11 protein-coding genes are annotated in these 18,513 nt (G+C 66.6%); 7 read left to right on the forward strand and 4 right to left on the reverse strand.

What is annotated here, in order from left to right; genetic code table 11:
- Positions 1-28: 28 nt before the first annotated feature.
- Positions 29-3,268, reverse strand: a complete 3,240-nt coding sequence (locus ACQY46_RS16970) for an AsmA-like C-terminal domain-containing protein (protein ID WP_428697183.1) — start codon at positions 3,266-3,268, stop codon at positions 29-31.
- Positions 3,269-3,496: 228 nt separating this feature from the next.
- On the opposite strand from ACQY46_RS16970, the gene bcp reads away from it, so the two are divergent.
- From bcp to phnE, 6 genes are all read left to right on the forward strand, one after another.
- The gene (gene bcp, locus ACQY46_RS16975; RefSeq protein WP_428697184.1) at positions 3,497-3,967 is read left to right on the forward strand and encodes a thioredoxin-dependent thiol peroxidase; all 471 of its coding nucleotides are present in this window, start codon (positions 3,497-3,499) and stop codon (positions 3,965-3,967) included.
- 43 nt (positions 3,968-4,010) lie between these two features.
- Positions 4,011-4,862: a ferritin-like domain-containing protein gene (locus ACQY46_RS16980; RefSeq protein ID WP_428697185.1), complete on the forward strand. Its 852-nt coding sequence runs from the start codon at positions 4,011-4,013 to the stop codon at positions 4,860-4,862.
- 118 nt (positions 4,863-4,980) lie between these two features.
- Entirely contained in the window at positions 4,981-6,366 is a 1,386-nt protein-coding gene (locus ACQY46_RS16985) for a M23 family metallopeptidase (protein WP_428697186.1), read from the forward strand.
- A 269-nt stretch (positions 6,367-6,635) separates the two neighbouring features.
- The gene (gene phnC, locus ACQY46_RS16990) at positions 6,636-7,502 is read left to right on the forward strand and encodes a phosphonate ABC transporter ATP-binding protein (RefSeq protein ID WP_428697187.1); all 867 of its coding nucleotides are present in this window, start codon (positions 6,636-6,638) and stop codon (positions 7,500-7,502) included.
- A gap of 64 nt (positions 7,503-7,566) precedes the next feature.
- On the forward strand, positions 7,567-8,574 hold the full coding sequence (gene phnD, locus ACQY46_RS16995; protein WP_428697188.1) for a phosphonate ABC transporter substrate-binding protein: 1,008 nt from the start codon (positions 7,567-7,569) through the stop codon (positions 8,572-8,574).
- 84 nt (positions 8,575-8,658) lie between these two features.
- A complete protein-coding gene (gene phnE / locus ACQY46_RS17000) occupies positions 8,659-9,492 on the forward strand; it encodes a phosphonate ABC transporter, permease protein PhnE (protein WP_428697189.1) in 834 nt (277 codons plus the stop codon).
- A 93-nt stretch (positions 9,493-9,585) separates the two neighbouring features.
- On the opposite strand, the gene prfB is transcribed toward phnE, so the two are convergent.
- The 3 genes from prfB to ACQY46_RS17015 all read right to left on the reverse strand — a co-directional run bounded on the left by prfB (position 9,586) and on the right by ACQY46_RS17015 (position 15,020).
- A protein-coding gene (prfB, locus tag ACQY46_RS17005) for a peptide chain release factor 2 (protein WP_428697190.1) occupies positions 9,586-10,717 on the reverse strand; the annotation gives its coding sequence in 2 pieces (ribosomal slippage) (positions 9,586-10,647 and positions 10,649-10,717; 1,131 coding nt in all).
- A 192-nt stretch (positions 10,718-10,909) separates the two neighbouring features.
- Complete coding sequence (locus ACQY46_RS17010) at positions 10,910-13,369, reverse strand: penicillin-binding protein 1A (RefSeq protein WP_428697191.1); 2,460 nt, start codon at positions 13,367-13,369, stop codon at positions 10,910-10,912.
- Between the two features lie 328 nt (positions 13,370-13,697).
- A complete protein-coding gene (locus ACQY46_RS17015; RefSeq protein WP_428697192.1) occupies positions 13,698-15,020 on the reverse strand; it encodes an N-acetylmuramoyl-L-alanine amidase in 1,323 nt (440 codons plus the stop codon).
- A gap of 853 nt (positions 15,021-15,873) precedes the next feature.
- Here ACQY46_RS17015 and ACQY46_RS17020 point away from each other — a divergent pair.
- Positions 15,874-18,513, forward strand: coding sequence for an Rne/Rng family ribonuclease (locus ACQY46_RS17020; RefSeq protein WP_428697193.1), 2,640 nt, complete (start codon positions 15,874-15,876; stop codon positions 18,511-18,513).

Here is an 18,513-nt window from a genome sequence, read left to right on the forward strand (position 1 = left end):
GGCGGCCACTGGCTGCCCCTTTTCGATTCTACCGATACTCGAAGATCTTGCGGAAGATGCCCGGTGCCATGGCCGAGGCCGGGTTCACGGTCAGCACCGGCTCCCCGATCGCACCGGTCAGCTTGTAGGTGACGCCGATCAGTCCCTCGTCGGAGCCGCCGCCAAGGGCGAAACCGAGGATCGGGATCTTGGCGAAGAGATTGTTGAGCGCGAAGATCGGCACGAAAGTGCCCGTCATGTCGAGCGTGCGCGTCGCCAGGTCGACATTTCCCGACACCGTGCCGCCGATGGTCGCGCCGGCAAGCGTGCCGTCGGTGATCGTCAGGATATCCCCGCTGCGGCGGAACTCGAGGTCAAGTGCACTGAACGAGGCCTCGCCGCTGCGCTCCGCACCGGCCAGCAGCTGTTGCCGGCGCCGATCGCCGGTTTCCGTCACGGCGCGGCTGCGGGCCAGTGCGCGGATCGCCGGATCCTCGGTAATCGCCAACCGCTTGATCTTGAATCTTCCTGTCCAGTTTTTCGCCGAAGGCATTGAAACGGAAAGAAAACCCACGCCTCCGCGCATCCGCTCGTAAAGGTTGGCAAAGCGCAGCAGGGCGCCCGTGTCCTGTATCGTGCCGCTCAGCATCCGCTCGCTGCCCTTTCCGGCCAGATCGAGCTTGAACGCCGCGCGTCCGCTGGAGGTGCCGCTCGCCGACAGGCTGCGCGTCTCCCCTCCGACGGAGGAAAGGTTCAGCTTGACCCCGGCGAGGTTGACCCCGTTGAAGCCGGTGAGCTGCTCGATGTCGGCGGTCAGCCGCAGTGCGACCTTGCCCGTACCCTCGCCGCTGTCGCGCTCCCGTGTCAGGCTGGCGATCAGGCCGCGCCCGTCGAACCGCCTCGCGCGGAAATCGACGACGATCTGCCGTCCCTCACGGGACACCCGCATGCTCGCCTCGTCGCTGGCCCTGAGTGCGAAGCGCGAAAATTGCGCGCTGTCGAGGTCGCCGGACTTGGTCAGGTTGATCGAGCCCGTGATCTCAACCCCTTCGGAGGTCAGGGTGAAGCCGCGGATTTCCCGCCGCCCGTTGTTCTCGGCCATCGTGAAGCGGGCACGGGCGGCAACGTCCGGGCTCTTCGTCCAGCCGACTTCGGCCAGATCGATGCGGGCCCGCGTCAGGTCGATGTCGTAGGTCTGGCCGGCGGCTGTCTCCTCGCTCGACAGGCGCAGCGGCCCGTTGACGAATTGCCTGAGGTCGATGCCCCGGTCGGCCAACTGCCTTGCCGTCACCTCCAGGGTAACGCCCTGGCGTGCGGCCACCGCGTCCTCGCCGCCCTCGCCGAATGGCACGACGATGTCGAGATTGGCCGGCAGTCCGTCCAGTCGCGCCTTGCCCTTCAGCGCGATGCTGCGCGCATCGACATCGAAACTCAGGTTTCCCGCCCCCAGCTTGTGGCCGCGGATCGGCTTGGAATTGGAGAACCCGCGCAAGGCGCCGGTCAGGCTCCAGTCGACATTGTCGACCCGCACGTCCTTCACCAGCGCGAAGCGTGCGTTGAGGGTCATCTCGCCCGTACCTGCGACATCGTCCGGGGCAAGGTCGTTGCGCGACAGCACGGTGAAGGGCTCGGCGTCGAGCAGCGCCGCGAGCGAGGCCGCCGGACCGCTCGCGGTCAGTTCCAGAACGCCGGTCTTGTCGCCGCTCTTGCGGATGTCGGGGACGGAAAAGGTGACCTCCGGCAAGGAGATCTGCTCGCCGGCACGGGCCACCATGATCCCGTTTTCGGACGTCACCGTCAGGACTTCGTCGGCGACCCGCACACGGCCCGACAGCGATTGCGCGACCGGCACCGTGCCCACCGTCTTCAGGCTCATGTCGGAAAAGCTGATATCGACATTGACGTCGTTGCCCGACCAGCCCGGCTCGGGATCCGAGACATCGAAGGCCGGCGGCTGCAACGCGACCGTCGCCCGCCCGTTGTTCACCCGGCCGTCGACCAGATGCTCGATGATCCAGGCGCGCGCCGGCGGGATCATGGTGACCGGCCACAACCTCTTGAGCGTCGCGACCGCCATCGGGCCGCTTTCGATCGCCAGCGCCAGGTAGGGGCCGTCCTCTCCGATGCGTACGGAACCCGCGCCATCGAGATTGGCCGAGCCCGAGCGCAGCAGGATCTTGTCGAAATGCATCTCGCGCGCCGCCGGGTCGGCCCGTCCCTCGAGCACGAACGCCTCCATGGCGAAGGGCGGACCCGGAACGTCGCTCGGCCCGATTTCCGCATTGCGCGACACAATGCGATAGGACCACAGATCCTGCCATTCGCGCGGCGGTTCGACCACGCCCTCGAAAGGGAAATAGGTGTTGCCCCGGATATAGCTCGACGGTGCGATCTTGAAACCGGGGGAGCCCGCCTCCCACAGCGCCTGCACGTCGATCTTGTCGAAGCTGACGATAGAGCGGCCGGTATTCACCCAGCCCGGAGACACGATGAACCCGACGCGCGTTTCCTTGAACGTCCCGCGCTCGTCGAGCGTCGCGTCCAGCCGGGCCCGGACCGGAACACCGAGGCCCCGCCCCGCGCCCATCGCCATTTCGAGCGGCATGAACTCGCCAGGCGACACGTCGTGCAGGTCGACGCGCATGAGGCGTTCCCGGGACGTCGGATCCGTGACGCGGCTGACCTCCGCGCGCCATTGGCCAAGCCGTCCAGCGACCTCCGCGGAAACATTGAGATCGTCCTGCCCGCTCCGGGTCAGGACCGCATCGATGCCGCGGATGCGATAGGTCTCCTCGCCTTCCGCGACGATCTCGGCGGCGAGCAGTTCGATGCGGGCGACCCCGCGCGCCGCAAGCTGGTGCAATGCCGCCCCGGCGGTGCGATCCGCCGCCTCGACCAGGACCGACATGTCCGGGATCTCGGTCGGCGACGTGGACTCGCTCAGCGTTGACACTTTCAGTCGTGCCTGGTCCAGCACGATCTCGGCCAGCTGCAGCTTGCCGAGCAAGGCCGCCGACAGGTCTACGGGCGCCGAGATGCGCGGCACGCTGAGGGACACCGGCGTGCCCCCGCCAATGTCCATCGCCACGTTTTCCAGCTCGATGCGCAGCGGCAGGCCTTCCGACAGGTCGATCGTCGCGGCGCCGACCGTCAGCCTGGCATCGCCGGTCGAGGCGCGGTCCTCGATCGCGCGCGCCAGGTAAGGGAGCGAGACCGGCCCGTGATAGAGCGTGACAAGCAGCCCGCCGAACATCGCCAGGACAACGGCACCGATGACGACAAGAACCATCGGCCAGCGCCGACGGCGATGACGCAAAACGTCCCGCAACGGTTTGTCGCGATGGATCAGTCGTCTAAACAGTGTCCTGGTCCTCTGGGCATGGCGCTGATCGCATCCGCGAATCGCACACATCATAATATGTCGAGTGAGGGATCCGTGCCCTTCGGGCGCCCGTATCTGCATCTGACAGGAAAGCGGTGATTCTTCACCGTCGAAGTGACAAAAGGAAGGCAAGACATGAGCGAAGTCGCAAACGGAGACATGGCCCCCGATTTCGAACTCGCGACCGATGGCGGCGGCACGGTGCGTCTGTCGGACCTGCGCGGAAAGAAGGTCGTCGTCTATTTCTATCCCAAGGACGATACGCCCGGCTGCACCAGGGAGGCCATAGCCTTCTCCGCCCTGCAATCGGAATTCGACGCGGCCGGCGCGGCGATCATCGGCATCTCTCCCGACGGGACGACCAAGCACGACAAGTTCAAGGCCAAGCACGCGCTGACCGTCATCCTCGGGGCCGACACGGACACCGCAGTCGCCGAGGCCTATGGCGTGTGGGTGGAGAAATCCATGTATGGCCGCAAATACATGGGCGTGGAACGCGCGACCTTCCTCATTGACGCCACTGGAAAGATCGCCGAAACGTGGCGCAAGGTGAAGGTTCCAGGCCATGCCGAAGCGGTTCTCGAGGCCGTGAAAGCCAACGGCTAGGCCGTATCAAGGGCCGTATCAAGGAAAGGCGGCGGACAGTTTCATGCGCGTTTCTCCCGCAAAGGCTGACGCCGCCGCCTATCTGCCGGCCTCGCTTGCCTGCGGCGCGCGCCGCGTCGTTGCCGCCACCTGCCTCGACGAGAAGATCAACGTCGCCCACGCCACGGCGCGCGCCTGGTTCTCCCGCACCCTGTCCCTGCGGCGGCGCACCGGCGCGGGGCCGATGCCCGACCAGCCCGGGCGCCCGGACCGGCCTGTGCTTCTGCCCCCGCGCGACATGCCGAAACGGGCGATCGGCGGCGAGGCCGGCCGGATCGCGATGCTGCATTCCCTCGCCCATATCGAGCTGAACGCCGTAGACCTGACCTGGGACATGGTCGGCCGGTTCGCCGACCGTGCCCTGCCCCGCTCGTTCTTCGACGACTGGGTGCGTGTCGGGCTGGAGGAGGCCAAGCATTTCTCCCTGCTACGCAAGCGGCTTGACGATCTCGGGTCGTTCTATGGCGCCCTGCCCGCCCATCACGGCCTGTGGGAAGCGGCGGAAAGCACCGGCAACGATCTCGGCGGTCGCCTCGCAATCATCCCCCTCGTGCTGGAGGCCCGCGGCCTCGACATCACGCCACCGATGATCGAAAAGGCGCGCGCCCGCGGCGACGAGGCGAGCGCGACCATACTCGAGATCATCTACCGCGACGAGAAGCGCCATGTCGCCTTCGGGGCAAAATGGTTCCGCTTTCTGTGCGACCTGGACCGCACCGATCCCGAGCGCCGTTTCCAGGATCTCGTGCGCCGCCATTTCCGCGGCGGATTGAAGCCGCCCTTCAACGACCGTGCCCGCGCAGAAGCGGGACTGACGCCCGGGTTCTACCGTCCGCTGGCGCGCCTGATCGGGTGACGGCCGCGCAAAATCCTGTAGCTCCTTAGCATTTGTTAACCTTAATAGCGTCCAATCGGACCGTGATCATTGGCGCAGCGTGCAAGCGCGGTGTCGTCGGGAACGGGTCCGGAGAGTAATGACAGGACACGCTGGCAACGCCCAAAGGGTATTCGGCAAACGCAAGGAGCCGCATCGGGTCATCATCGCCCGCGGCGACAACGTTCGCAGTTTCACGATCTCTCCCTGGATCGCCGGGCTCGGAACCGCGCTCGGAACGATGCTCGCCGTCGGCTATATCGGCGCGACCGCCTATCTCGTCCTGCGCGACGACATCATCCAGTCATCGGCCGAACGCCAGGCCCAGATGCAGCTCTCTTACGAGGACCGCATCGCCTCGCTGCGCTCCCGCATCGACCAGCTGACGAGCCGCCGCGTTCTGGAACGCCGCAGCATCGACGAACAGCTCGAGGACGTGGTCGTACGCCAGCGGGATCTCGATACCCGCCAGGCGCGGGTTGCGAACCTCCTCGCCCGCGCGGCCCAAAGCGGCATCCGCGTCGCCCTTGGCGGGCCGGTGCCGCCGGCGAAGCCGGACATCGCCCTGCCGCAGATCGCACTCGGCTCGGCCGCCGCGCCGACCGGTATCGGCGGTACGCCCGAGCCCATCGAGATCTCTCCCGTGCTCAGCCTGCGCGGGTCGCAGGGTGAAAGCAGCCCGGCGGCCGAAGCGGCCGCACGCCAGGGCGCCGGCTCTCCCGGCGTTCCGCTCAAGAACATCGCCCCGCCCCCGGGGCAGGCCGCCGGACAGGCGCCCGACAAGCGCTCCGAGTTGATCGACGACGTCAATGCCTCGCTGGAGCGCATGGACAAGGAAGCGCATCTCGCCCTCGACGTTATCGCCGTGACGGCGGAGCGCGACGTCAACGCCATCACCGACGCCGCCGACGAACTCGGGCTGCGGCTCGCCGGGATTCGCAAGGCCGCCGCCAGCGGCCAGGGCGGCCCGTTCGTCGCCCTTGAGACCGCCGATTTCGACGCCCGCCTGGAACGCGCCGAGCAGGCCCTGGCGACGCTTGCCAGCATCAAGGATGCCGCGCGCGGCATTCCCATGGCCCGCCCGGTCAGCGGCGCTCCGGTCTCCTCCTCCTTCGGACCGCGGCTCGATCCGTTCCTCGGCCGGATGGCCATGCATACGGGCATGGATTTCAAGGCCGTCAGCGGAACGAATATCCTCGCTCCCGGGCCCGGCACGGTCGTCTTCGCCGGTCGCAACGGCGGTTACGGGAAATCAGTCGAGATCCTGCACCCCAGCGGCGTCACCACCCGCTTCGCCCACATGAGCCGTATTTCGGTTTCCAAGGGACAGAAGGTCTCGACCCGCGACGTGGTGGGGCGCGTCGGCACGACGGGTCGCTCCACGGGCCCGCACCTGCATTACGAGATCCGCATCGACGACCGCCCGCTCAACCCGGCCCGCTTCCTGCGCGCCGGCGACAAGATCGCCCCGCTCCTCACCCGTTGAAGCGGCGGCCCGGGCTTCCCCGTCTCACCGTCGGTCTTTAACAGTCAGCCTTCAATCGCCCCGGACCTCGCGTTCGGGGCGATGTCGTTATGGCACGTTTGTCGGCGATCGCCCCTTCGAAGCGGCCGTGGCATTTATTGCAGGTCAGACAAGGCGTTTGACGCAAAACTCCCTATAAAAATGACAGGTTCGCCGCGGCAATAACCGCCGGCTGTCATGCCCCTGAAACACAGTCCGCCTAACCGGACCGTGCAAGGAGGGCTCAGGCGATGCCAGCAATTGATGTCAGGTCGGTCTCAAAGACATTCGAGCGCGGAAAGCCCGTGCTGCGGGATGTCTCCTTTTCGGTCTCCGAGGGAGAGATGGTCGCCCTGATCGGCGCGTCGGGATCCGGCAAGTCGACGCTCCTGCGTCTCCTGTGCGGGCTGGAGACGATCGACCGCGGCGCGTCGGGCAGGCTGTCGCTTCTTGGCCGGGATGTGCAGAGCGACGGCCGGCGCACCGCCGACGCACGCCGCCTGCGCCGCGACGTCGGTGTCGTCTTCCAGCAGTTCAATCTGGTCAACAGGCTGAGCGTTCTCTCCAACGTGCTCGCCGGGCGGCTTGGCAAGACGCCGGCCTGGCGCGGCACGTTCGGTCTCTTCACCCGCTCCGACCGCATCCGCGCCCTCACGGCGCTGGAGCGCGTCGGCATCGTCGACTTCGCCCATCGCCGCGCCTCGCGTCTTTCCGGCGGCCAGCAGCAGCGCGCGGCGATCGCCCGCACGCTTGCCCAGGAAGCGCGTCTGATCCTCGCCGACGAGCCCATCGCCTCGCTCGATCCCGCCTCGGCCGAGACGGTGATGGAAACGCTGTCGCGCATCAATCGCGAGGACGGCGTCACGGTCGTCGTCTCGCTGCACCAGATCGATCATGCCTTCCGGCATTGCCGCCGCATCGTGGCGCTGAAGGCGGGCGAGCTCGTCTATGACGGCCCCGCCTCCGGCATCGACCGGGCCACCCTTGCCGCCCTCTATGACAGCGAGACGCTGCCGGACACCGATATGCCCCTGCCGGCCCCGGTCGTCACGGCGCATTGCGACGCGCCACGCGCCGTCGTGCCACTGGAGCGTGCCATCCCCCTCGCCGGGGAATGAGCACGGTTCCCGATACCCGGAAGAAACGATTTTCCCAACGCCATCTGCAACCAAGGAGCCACCCATGTTGAAGACCGTTCTCGCGGCCGCGACGCTCGCCATGACCGTCACGTCCGGCGCTGCCTTCGCCCAGGACGCCGGCACGATGCCGTCCGTCATCAATTTCGGCATCATCTCGACCGAGAGCGCCTCGGTGCTCGAGGAGAACTTCAAGCCGTTCCTCGACGACATGGCCGCCTCCCTCGGCGTCGAGGTGAAGCCGTTCTTCGCCTCCGACTATGCGGGCGTGATCGCCGGCATGGGCGCCAAGCAGGTCGACGTCGCCTGGTTCGGCAACAAGTCCGCCATCCAGGCCGTCGACAAGGCCGGCGGCGAGGTCTTCGCCCAGACCATCAAGGACAATGGCGAGCGCGGTTACTACTCGCTTCTCATCACCCAGAAGGACAGCCCGCTGAACTCGCTCGACGACGTCCTGAAATGCGACAAGTCGAAGACCTTCGGCAATGGCGACCCCAACTCGACCTCGGGCTATGCGATCCCGGGCTACTACGTGTGGGCGCTGAACGGCAAGACGCCGGAAGACTGCTTCTCGCGGGTCACCGCGTCGAACCACGAGGGCAACGCCCTTGCGGTCGCAGCCGGCCAGGTGGATGTCGCCACCAACAACACCGAGTCGCTCTACGCCCGTCTGGCCAAGTCCCAGCCGGAAGCCGCCGCCAAGATCAAGGAAATCTGGCGCTCCCCGCTGATCCCGTCCGACCCGATGGTCTGGCGCAAGGACCTGCCGCAGGCCGCCAAGGAGAAGATCTACTACTTCTTCATGCAGTACGGCCGCTTCGGTGACATGGAGAAGGTCGAGCGCGAGCGCGCTGTCCTCGCCAACCTGTCCGACGGCTGGGGTCCGTTCCTCGCCTCCTCCGACGCCCAGCTTCTCGATGTGCGCCAGATCGAGGCCTACAAGGCCAAGCTGAAGGCCGAGGCCGCCGGCGATGCCGACGCCATCAAGGCGGCCGACGCCCTTCTTGCCGACCTCGCCGCCCAGGCCAAGGTCGTCGGCAACGCCGGCTACTGATCCACCTCGCTTCCCGGCGCGGCCCCTTTCGGGCCGCGCCGCCCCCGCCCCCCGCGACGCGGGCGGGCCACAAGGACATCTCCCATGCATGCGCGCGCAGAGCCCGGCGGTCCCGCCGCCGCCCCCTCCCCGGCCGTTCTTGCAGCTCTTCGTCCGCAATGGGCGAACCTTCTGCGCACCGCAGTCATACTCGGCGCCATCGTGGTGCTGCTCGGCCTGTCCTGGTATCCGACCGAGATGAACAACTGGACGCGGCTCTTCAAGGGCAACGACTTCCTGACGAGCATGGTCGGCCAGTTCCTCGACCCCGATTTCACCAGCCTGCGCCTCTATCTGGTGAAGATGCTGGAGACCGTCCAGATCGCGCTCTGGGGCACCGTACTCGCCATCATCTTCGGCGCGCCGCTGGCGCTCCTTGCCTCCTCCAACATCGCCCCGGCCTGGGTCGTCTTTCCCATGCGCCGGCTGATGGACGCGAGCCGGGCGATCAACGACCTGGTCTTCGCCGTGCTCTTCGTCGCCGTGGTCGGCCTCGGTCCGCTGCCCGGCGTGCTGGCGATCTTCGTGCACAATCTGGGCGTTGTCTCGAAGCTCTTTTCGGAAGCCGTCGAGGCGATCGACGCACGCCCGGTCGAGGGTGTCCGCACCACCGGCGCGACGCGCCTGCAGGAAATTCTCTACGGCGTCATCCCGCAGGTCATCCCGCTCTGGTCGAGCTTTTCGCTCTACCGCTTCGAGACCAACGTGCGCTCGGCCACCGTGCTCGGCATCGTCGGGGCCGGCGGCATTGGCTTCACCTTCAACGAGGCCTTCAAGGGTTTCCGCTTCGAGGAGGCAAGCGCGATCATCATCGTCATGGTCGTCACCGTCTCGGTGATCGACATGATCTCCTCGCGCCTGCGCAAGATGCTGGTCTGACGCCGGGCCTCCCCTTCGCTCTCCCGAGACGCAAAAAGGGCGGCCCCTGGAGGCCGCCCTTTCGCATTTCGTCCGATTGCAGGCCCTGGGAGCCTACTCCACGTCCTCGACCGCCTCGGGAACCCCGCCGAAGGCACGCTGCGCCAGCGTTGCCTCCATGAAGTCGTCGAGGTCGCCGTCCAGGACATCGCCCGGGCTGGTGCTTTCCACGCCCGTGCGCAGGTCCTTGACCAGCTGGTAGGGCTGCAGCACGTAGGAGCGGATCTGGTGGCCCCAGCCGATCGACGTCTTCGACGACGCGTCGGCATTGGCCTTCTCCTCGCGTTTCTGCAACTCCAGCTCGTAGAGCCGCGCCTTCAGCATCGACCAGGCGGTCGCCCGGTTCTTGTGCTGCGAGCGCTCCGACTGGCACTGCACGACGATGCCGGTCGGCTGGTGGGTGATGCGCACGGCCGAGTCCGTCGTGTTGACGTGCTGGCCGCCGGCACCCGACGCCCGGTAGGTGTCGATGCGGCAATCGCTCTCGTTGATCTCGATCTCGATCGAATCGTCGACGACCGGATAGACCCAGGCCGAGGCGAAGCTGGTGTGCCGGCGCGCCTGGCTGTCATAGGGAGAGATGCGCACCAGCCGGTGCACGCCGGACTCCGTCTTCAGCCAGCCATAGGCGTTCTCGCCCTTGATCTTGAGGGTCACCGACTTGATGCCGGCCTCCTCGCCATCGTGGAACTCGAGCACCTCGACCTTGTGGCCATGCTGCTCCGCCCAGCGGGTGTACATGCGCAGCAGCATGCTCGCCCAGTCCTGGCTCTCCGTGCCGCCGGCACCGGAGTTGATCTCCAGATAGGCGTCGTTGCCGTCCGCTTCGCCAGACAGGAGCGAGGCGATCTGCCGCGACTGCACATCGCCGCGCAGCGCCTTCAGCGCCGCCTCGGCCTCGCGCACGACCTCCTTGTCGTCCTCCATTTCGCCAAGCTCGATCAGCTCGAGATTGTCGTGGAGGTCGGCCTCCAGCTTGCGCACGCCGTTCAGCCCGTCGTCGAGCTGCTGGCGCTCCCGCATCAGCTTCTGCGCCTTGGCCGGGTCGTCCCAGAAGGAGGGATCCTCGGAAGCCGCGTTCAGTTCATCAAGTCGGACAACCGCATTGTCCCAGTCAAAGATGCCTCCTCAGCAGGCTTATGGCCTGCTTGATTTCGTCAACGACGGCCTCGGTTTCGGCACGCATCGCTCGTCCTTCTGTTCTCGTGTTGCAGTCGATGTTCGGAAAAAGGGAACGGTGTCCGGCAGGTGGGTTCGGACGCCCGCTTCGGCAAGCCGCCCGCAAGCGTTCGCGAAGCCGGACCACCCGTTTCGGCGCCGGACCATAATGGATCGGCCGGGCTTTCGCAAACACGCGCCCGGCCGCCACGTCCGTGGTTCAGTAGAGACCGCCGGTGCCGCTCATCACGGCCTGCCCGGCTTCCGGGGAAACCGTGCGCGGGATGCCGATATCGTCCTGGAAGCCGATGATCGAGTACTCGTCCGGCGGGGCGGTGCCCGGCTTGAACGCCTCCAGGATGGTGCCCGGAGTGCCGGCCGCGGCCCTGAGGCCCGTGCGCCGGTTGATCGGGATCAGCTGCAGCCCCTTGGGCACGCGGAACTCGACCGGGGTCGTGTCTTCGAGCGCCGTCCTGACGAACTCGGTGAAGATCGGCGCTGCCACCTGGCCGCCCGTCGCACCGCGGCCCATCGGCTTGGGCGTGTCGTAGCCGACGAAGACGCCGACGGTCAGGTCCGGCGTGAAGCCGACGAACCAGGCATCCTTCTCGTCGTTGGTCGTGCCGGTCTTGCCGGCGACCGGCCGGCCGACTGCCTTGACGCTGGTCGCCGTGCCGCGCTGCACGACGCCTTCCATCATCGAGGTGATCTGGTAGGCGGTCATCGGATCGAGCACCTGCTCGCGATTGTCGATCAGTTCCGGCTCGCCCTGCCCGGCCCAGTGGTCGGCGGCGCAAGTCTCGCAGACCCGCTCCTCGTGGCGATAGACGGTCTTGCCATAGCGGTCCTGGATACGGTCGATCAGCGTCGGCGTGACCTTGCGCCCGCCATTGGCGATCATCGCATAGGCGGTGACCATGCGCATCACGGTGGTCTCGCCCGCACCGAGCGACATCGAAAGCACCGGCGTCATCTCGTCATAGATGCCGAATCGCTTGGAATACTCAGCCACGAGCGGCATGCCCATGTCCTGCGCCAGGCGCACCGTCATCACGTTTCGCGACAGCTCGATGCCAAGGCGCAGGGTCGAGGGACCATAGAACTTGCCGCCGTAGTTCTGCGGGCGCCAGACCGGCAGGCCAGGCCCTTGCGCGATCTCCACCGGTGCGTCGAGCACCACGCTGGAGGGCGTGTAGCCATTGTCGAGCGCAGCGGCATAAAGGAACGGCTTGAACGCCGATCCTGGCTGGCGATAGGCCTGCGTCGCGCGATTGAATTCGCTCTGCGCGAAGGAGAAGCCGCCGACCATGGCCAGCACCCGGCCCGTATAGGGATCCATCGCGACCAGTGCGCCGGAGACGCTCGGAAACTGGCGCAGTTCGTAGACGAGGCCGGCCGGACCGTCGACGCCTTCGACATAGACCACATCGCCGACATTCAGAACATCATCGACGCTGTTCGGCGCACGGCCGCTGACGCGGGCCCATTTCATCGCCGACAGCGACAGGGTCACCCGCTCGCGCTCCGTCGAAAGCTCGCCGCCCACCAGCCGCTTGGGGCGCAGGCCGACCTCGGCGGTCTCGCCGGAGACCGAAAGCACCACCGCGGGAAGCCACTCGGGCACGTCGGACATGCCCTCGACCTTGGCCAGCTCGCCGCCCCAGTCGCCGGCGCCCGGCTCGATGCGCGTGATGGGTCCGCGCCAGCCGCCGCGGCGTTGGTCGAAGGCGATCAGCCCGTCCATCAGCGCCTTGCGGGCCTTCACCTGGAGCTTGGGATCGAGTGTCGATCGAACCGAAAGGCCACCCTCGTAGAGACGTTCCTCTCCATAGAGCGAGCCGATCTTGCGTCGTACTTCCTCGGAAAAATACTCCGAGGCGAAGAGCTGCGAACCGCGGGTGCGCGGCGTCACGTCGAGCGGCTTGGCCTTGGCCTCCTCGCCGGCGACGCTGTCGACATAGCCGTTCTCGACCATGCGGTCGATGACCCAGTTGCGCCGGACGATGGCCGCTTCGCGCTCGCGGAAGGGATGGTAGTTGTTGGGGCCCTTCGGCAGGGCCGCGAGATAGGCCGCCTCTTCGAGCGTCAGTTCGTGCACCGACTTGTCGAAATAAAGCAGCGATGCGGCGGCGACGCCATAGGCGCCCAGCCCCAGGTAGATCTCGTTGAGATAGAGCTCGAGGATCTCTTCCTTGGTGTAGGCCTGCTCGATCCTGAGCGACAGGATCGCCTCCTTCACCTTGCGCTCGACGGACACCTCGTTGGTCAGCAGGAAGTTCTTGGCGACCTGCTGGGTGATCGTCGAGGCGCCTTGCGGACGACGGCCGGAGCCGTAATTACGCGCATAGGCCAGCGCCGCGCGGGCGATACCCTCCGGATCGATACCCAGATGCGAGTAGAAATTCTTGTCCTCGGCCGACAGATACGCCTGCTTCAGCATCTCCGGGATAGCCTGGATCGGCAGGAACAACCTGCGCTCCTTGGCATATTCGGCCATCAGCTGGCCGTCCGCCGCATGCACGCGGGTCATCACCGGCGGCTCGTAGTTCTTCAGCGCGGTGTAGTCCGGCAGATCCTGCGACATGTCCTGCAGGTAGATCCAGACGCCGGCGGCGACCAGAAGCCCCAGGACGGCGCCGATGCCGAACAGGTAGCCGAAGAGTTTGATCAAGACCTTCATATATCCGGCTCGTCTATCCCGAAAAGTCGGTTGTTCCGTTGGCATCGCCCCATCCGCGCGGGAGGGCGCGGCCTGGGGATGCCCCTGTCAGTCCTCGCGGCCGGGACCGATCGTCCGGGCAGCGCGTTGCGGCGGACCGGGGAAACGTCGATTGCGACGCCATGCCCGGTTCCGGAGCCAAGCGGGTACAGGATTCGCCGACCTTCGTCGCCCTGTCTTTGCCTGCGGAGCCGGCCCCCCTTGCGGGACGGACCGGAAAGGCTCGCAAACAGCCCCGCCCAGACCCTCTCAATCCTTGACCAATATGGCGATGCTGAGGCGTTCGCCGCTATTGCTCGACCTTGGTATCCTCTTCCCCGTCCTGCGTGCCGGTCGCGCTCTGCGACAGCTTCACGCCGGGCTTGCCGAAACGGCGTCCGAAATAGTTGTCGATCGCGGCCACCAGAGCGGCCGACATTCGGCCGCGCCATTCGTCCGTGGTCATCAGCTTCTCGTCGAGCTTGTTCGACAGATAGCCGAGTTCGACCAGCGCGGACGGCACGTCATGCGCGGTCAGAACGCGAAATCCGGCCGATCTCTGCGGGTTCTTGACCAGTTGCGCGGTGCCGCGCAACTCGCCGACCAGGGTGCGGGCGAACAGGTAGGAAAATTTCTTGGTTTCCTGGCGCGCCAGGTCGATCAGGATGTCCGTCACATCGTCCGGTTCGTCGGCAAGATCGATGCCGGCGATGATGTCGGAGCGGTTCTCGCGCTCGGCCAATGCGGCCGCGACCTCGTCGCTGGCATTCTCCGACAGGGTGTAGACGCCGGCGCCGCGCACCTGGTCGCGACCGATTCGCACCGAGTCGGCATGGACCGACAGGAGCAGGTCCGCCTCCAGGGAACGTGCGATCTTCACCCGCTCGCGCAGGGGGATGAACACGTCCGTGTCGCGCGTCATGCGCACATCGTAGCGCCCGGTGGCGATCAGCTTGTCGCGCAGCATCAGCGCGAAATCGAGCACCACGGCCTTTTCCAGCGTGCCGCCATTGCCGGTCGCACCCGTGTCGAGCCCCCCGTGTCCGGGGTCGAGAACGATGATCGGCAATCCCTTCTTGCCCTCCGGCTGGGGCGCCAGCCGGTCGCCCTTGCGCGCCACGGCCGGTGCCGGGGCGCTTTCACGGGCCGTTTCAAGGAAGGCCTCGCGGGAGGTGCTGACCAGATCGAGGACGAAGCGGGCCGGCTGGTCGGAAACCGGCGGCAGGACGAAGGCCTTGTCGACGGCGACCGGCCCCTTGGCGTCCAGCACAACCCGGGATTTTCCGGCGGCGAACATCCCGAAACGCCAGGCGGAGAGAAGCCCCCGCCCCTCCTGCCCGGCGGTCTCCGGCAGATCGAAGGCGACACGCGGCAGGTCGATGACGATGCGATAGGGGTCGGACAGCGTCGACACGGCGAATTCCACCGGTGACGAAAGGTCCATGATGAAACGGGTGCGCGCCTCGTCCCCGGCCACGCGCGCCTCGCGCGCCACGGGCACATCCGGCACGTCCGGCGTTTCGGCGCGCACGGGCGCGGCGGCGGCCACGGCCAGCACGGACCAGGTTGCCGCGGGCAATGCCAACGTGATTGCGCAAGCCAGAAGCCGCGCCATGCATCCGAAGCTCGTCACCGGATTTCGCCTCTTGCCGATCCTGTTCGCCCCGCCCTTGTGGCAAGGGCCAGCCGTTTCAAGGAATACCCTTAGGCAAGTTAACCTTTCATTGACAATACGCCCCTTCATGTCCTGACGCGAGCCGCAAGCACAAGTCGAGGGAAGCGCGTATGCGTACTTGCCTTATGACGCCCGCGACCGTAAAAGAAACCGAACGGGTCCCGACTATGAAGATGATTCATGTCGGGACGTCCTGGTGCCCCGAAACGGCGTCCGGCCCAGCCAACTGTCCTTGCGTCACCCGCGATCGATCAATTGGCGTCGGAACCCGTCAGGGTGACCATCAAAATTGTGCGTCCCTTGATCTACGGCTCTCGCCGGAAATCCGGGGGTCCGGCCGGAAGCGCGGTGCGCTGCGGCTGGCGGCCTGCAATGTCCCGGTCTCGCGAACGCGGTATCGCGCCGGGACGGAAACAGGATCGATCCGTACGAAAGCTCCCTGGCGGCGCAAGCCGGCTCCGGAGCGCATGATGGCAACAGGGGCGGGCCAGAGCAGGACCCGTTTATCAGTTTGCCGGCTCCACGGCCGCCCGCGCGCCAACCCGGCAACTGGCATGATGCAATCACGGCCCGCCATTTTGGCCGGTGCCCTACAGATATGGTCCATTAGGCGCTGCAATGAACCTTTGCGCGAAGACGATCCGACAGGGACACAAGGCGGCCGTTTCAGGCATCGCCGGTTCCGCTCGGACCGCCGCGCGGCGCGCCCCGACGTCCCCTTTCACACTGAAGAACAGAACGACCGCAATTGCGCAACTCCGGGCGAGCGCACCAAGCCGCCCGGAAGCGCCGGTCGTGGAGATCCCCATCTATGGCGAACAAAATGCTCATCGATGCCGCGCACCCGGAGGAAACCCGGGTTGTCGTCGTGCGTGGCAACAGGGTCGAGGAATTTGATTTCGAGGCTGCCAATCGCAAGCAGCTTCGTGGCAACATCTACCTGGCCAAGGTAACACGTGTCGAGCCGTCGCTTCAGGCGGCCTTCGTCGACTATGGCGGCAACCGGCACGGCTTCCTCGCTTTCGGCGAGATCCATCCCGACTACTACCAGATCCCGGTCGCCGACCGGCAGGCTCTGCTCGACGAGGAGGAGGCGGAAGCCCGCCACGACGACGAGGAACGCCCGGCGCGCCGGCGCTCCCGCGCGGCCAGAAGCGAAGACGATGGCGAGGCCAAGGTCAGCTCCGGCGACGAGGCGGAAAACGGCGAAGGCGGCGAGGACGATGTCGAATCCGTCGGAGCCGAGGATGCGCTTGAGGAAGTGCCGCAGCGGGCCCGCAGGCACCGCAAGCAGTACAAGATCCAGGAAGTGATCAAGCGCCGGCAGGTTCTGCTGGTGCAGGTCGTCAAGGAAGAGCGCGGCAACAAGGGCGCGGCGCTCACCACCTACCTGTCGCTCGCCGGCCGTTATTCGGTGCTGATGCCGAACACCGCGCGCGGTGGCGGAATTTCCCGCAAGATCACCACCCCGACCGACCGCAAGCGGCTGAAGAAGATCGCCTCCGAGCTGGAAGTGCCGCAGGGCATGGGCGTGATCCTGCGCACAGCCGGTGCGAGCCGCACCAAGGCGGAGATCAAGCGCGACTTCGAATACCTGATGCGGCTCTGGGAGAATGTGCGCGACCTGACGCTGCAATCCTCCGCGCCCTATCTCGTCTACGAGGAAGGCTCGCTGATCAAGCGCTCGATCCGCGACCTCTACAACAAGGATATCGACCAGGTCCTTGTCGCCGGCGACGAAGGCTACCGCGAGGCCAAGGACTTCATGCGCATGCTCATGCCGAGCCATGCCAAGAACGTCCAGCCCTACAAGGACGCGACGCCGGTCTTCTCGCGCTTCATGGTGGAATCGCAGCTCGATGCGATGTTCTCGCCCCAGGTGACGCTGAAGTCGGGCGGCTACATCGTCATCAACCAGACGGAAGCGCTGGTCGCCATCGACGTGAACTCGGGCAAGTCCACCCGCGAGCACAATATCGAGGACACCGCCGTCCAGACCAATCTGGAGGCCGCCGAGGAGGTGGCCCGCCAGTTGCGCCTGCGCGACCTCGCCGGCCTGATTGTCATCGACTTCATCGATATGGAGGAGAACAAGAACAACCGGTCGGTCGAGCGCAAGCTCAAGGATTGCCTGAAGAACGACCGGGCCCGCATCCAGGTCGGCCGGATCTCGCATTTCGGCCTGCTGGAGATGTCGCGCCAGCGCATTCGCACGGGCGTTCTCGAAAGCTCGATGACCCCCTGCCCGCATTGCCACGGCACGGGCATGATCCGCTCGGTCGAGTCGGTCGCCCTCCATGTGCTGCGTTCGCTCGAGGACAGCCTGCTGAAGGGCGCGACGCACAACCTGATCGTGCGCACCACCACCGAGGCGGCCCTCTACATCCTCAACCAGAAGCGCGCCCACCTGGCCGACCTGGAGGCCCGCTTCGGCCTTGAGATCGCCGTACAGGCCGGCGCCATGGAAAGCGGCCAGCATTACGTGCTGGAGCGTGGCGACCCCGTCGAGCCGCGTCCGGACGACACGCCCCGGCTGATCCAGCCCTCCACCGTCATGCCGATCACCATCGACGAGGACGACGACATCGAGGAGCCGGTCGAGGAAGAGGACGAGGAAGAGGAAGAGACCGAAGCACGCGCGCCGCGTGATCGCGACGATGCGGACGAGGACGGCAACAACCGCAAGCGCCGCCGCCGCCGTCGCCGCCGCAAGCCCGCGAACGGCGACGAGCAGCAGGCCTCGGAGGCCGGCAACAACGAGGCCGGAGCGTCCGATGACGGTTCCGACAGCGAGAACGCTGCCGAAGAAACCGAGGCCGATGCCGATGCCGAAACGGATGGCGATGACGACGAGCGCGCCCGCCGCAAGCGTCGCCGGGGCCGCCGGGGCGGTCGCCGCAGCCGCCGCGACGGCGAAGGTGGTGACGACACCGAGCAGACATCCGAAGCTCCCGCCATCGCGGCCGAGGCCAATGACGCCACGGTCGCCGAGATCGAGAACCCGGCACCGGTTGCCGAAAGCGATGGCGAGGCCAGTGTCGACGCCGACGCCAACCTCGGTGAGGCCGATGCCGGTTCGCAGGCCGAGGTCGAGGCCGGGGCTGAAGTTTCCGCGACCGTCGATACGACTGCCGAAGAACCTGGCGAAGAACCTGCCGATGCCGAGCCGGCCGTGACCGAAGAGACCCCGGCGGCGGTGGCCGAAGAGGCCGAGCCTGTCGACGCGTCGAGCGAAGCCGAGGAAGCCGCTGCCGCGGAGCCCGCCCAGGCCGAGGTCAAGGCCGAAGAGCCGGCTGAAGCCGAGCCGGTGGCCGCCGAACCCGCCAAACCGTCGGCACCGGCCGAGCCGGTCGTTGTGCGCGAGAAGGTCAGCGGCGACGGATCGACCGGGGAAAGCGATGATTCCGAGCCCAAGCGCTCGGGCTGGTGGCAGCGCCGCAGCTTCTTCTAG

It is taken from the genome of Stappia sp., assembly GCF_965276915.1.
Classification (GTDB): domain Bacteria; phylum Pseudomonadota; class Alphaproteobacteria; order Rhizobiales; family Stappiaceae; genus Stappia.

What these genes read in the sequence shown, in the direction of transcription:
- ACQY46_RS16970 (WP_428697183.1), bottom strand. Translation starts at nt 3,268, where the DNA reads ATGGTTCTTGTCGTCATCGGTGCCGTTGTCCTGGCGATGTTCGGCGGG.
- bcp (WP_428697184.1), top strand. Translation starts at nt 3,497, where the DNA reads ATGAGCGAAGTCGCAAACGGAGACATGGCCCCCGATTTCGAACTCGCG.
- ACQY46_RS16980 (WP_428697185.1), top strand. Translation starts at nt 4,011, where the DNA reads ATGCGCGTTTCTCCCGCAAAGGCTGACGCCGCCGCCTATCTGCCGGCC.
- ACQY46_RS16985 (WP_428697186.1), top strand. Translation starts at nt 4,981, where the DNA reads ATGACAGGACACGCTGGCAACGCCCAAAGGGTATTCGGCAAACGCAAG.
- phnC (WP_428697187.1), top strand. Translation starts at nt 6,636, where the DNA reads ATGCCAGCAATTGATGTCAGGTCGGTCTCAAAGACATTCGAGCGCGGA.
- phnD (WP_428697188.1), top strand. Translation starts at nt 7,567, where the DNA reads ATGTTGAAGACCGTTCTCGCGGCCGCGACGCTCGCCATGACCGTCACG.
- phnE (WP_428697189.1), top strand. Translation starts at nt 8,659, where the DNA reads ATGCATGCGCGCGCAGAGCCCGGCGGTCCCGCCGCCGCCCCCTCCCCG.
- ACQY46_RS17010 (WP_428697191.1), bottom strand. Translation starts at nt 13,369, where the DNA reads ATGAAGGTCTTGATCAAACTCTTCGGCTACCTGTTCGGCATCGGCGCC.
- ACQY46_RS17020 (WP_428697193.1), top strand. Translation starts at nt 15,874, where the DNA reads ATGGCGAACAAAATGCTCATCGATGCCGCGCACCCGGAGGAAACCCGG.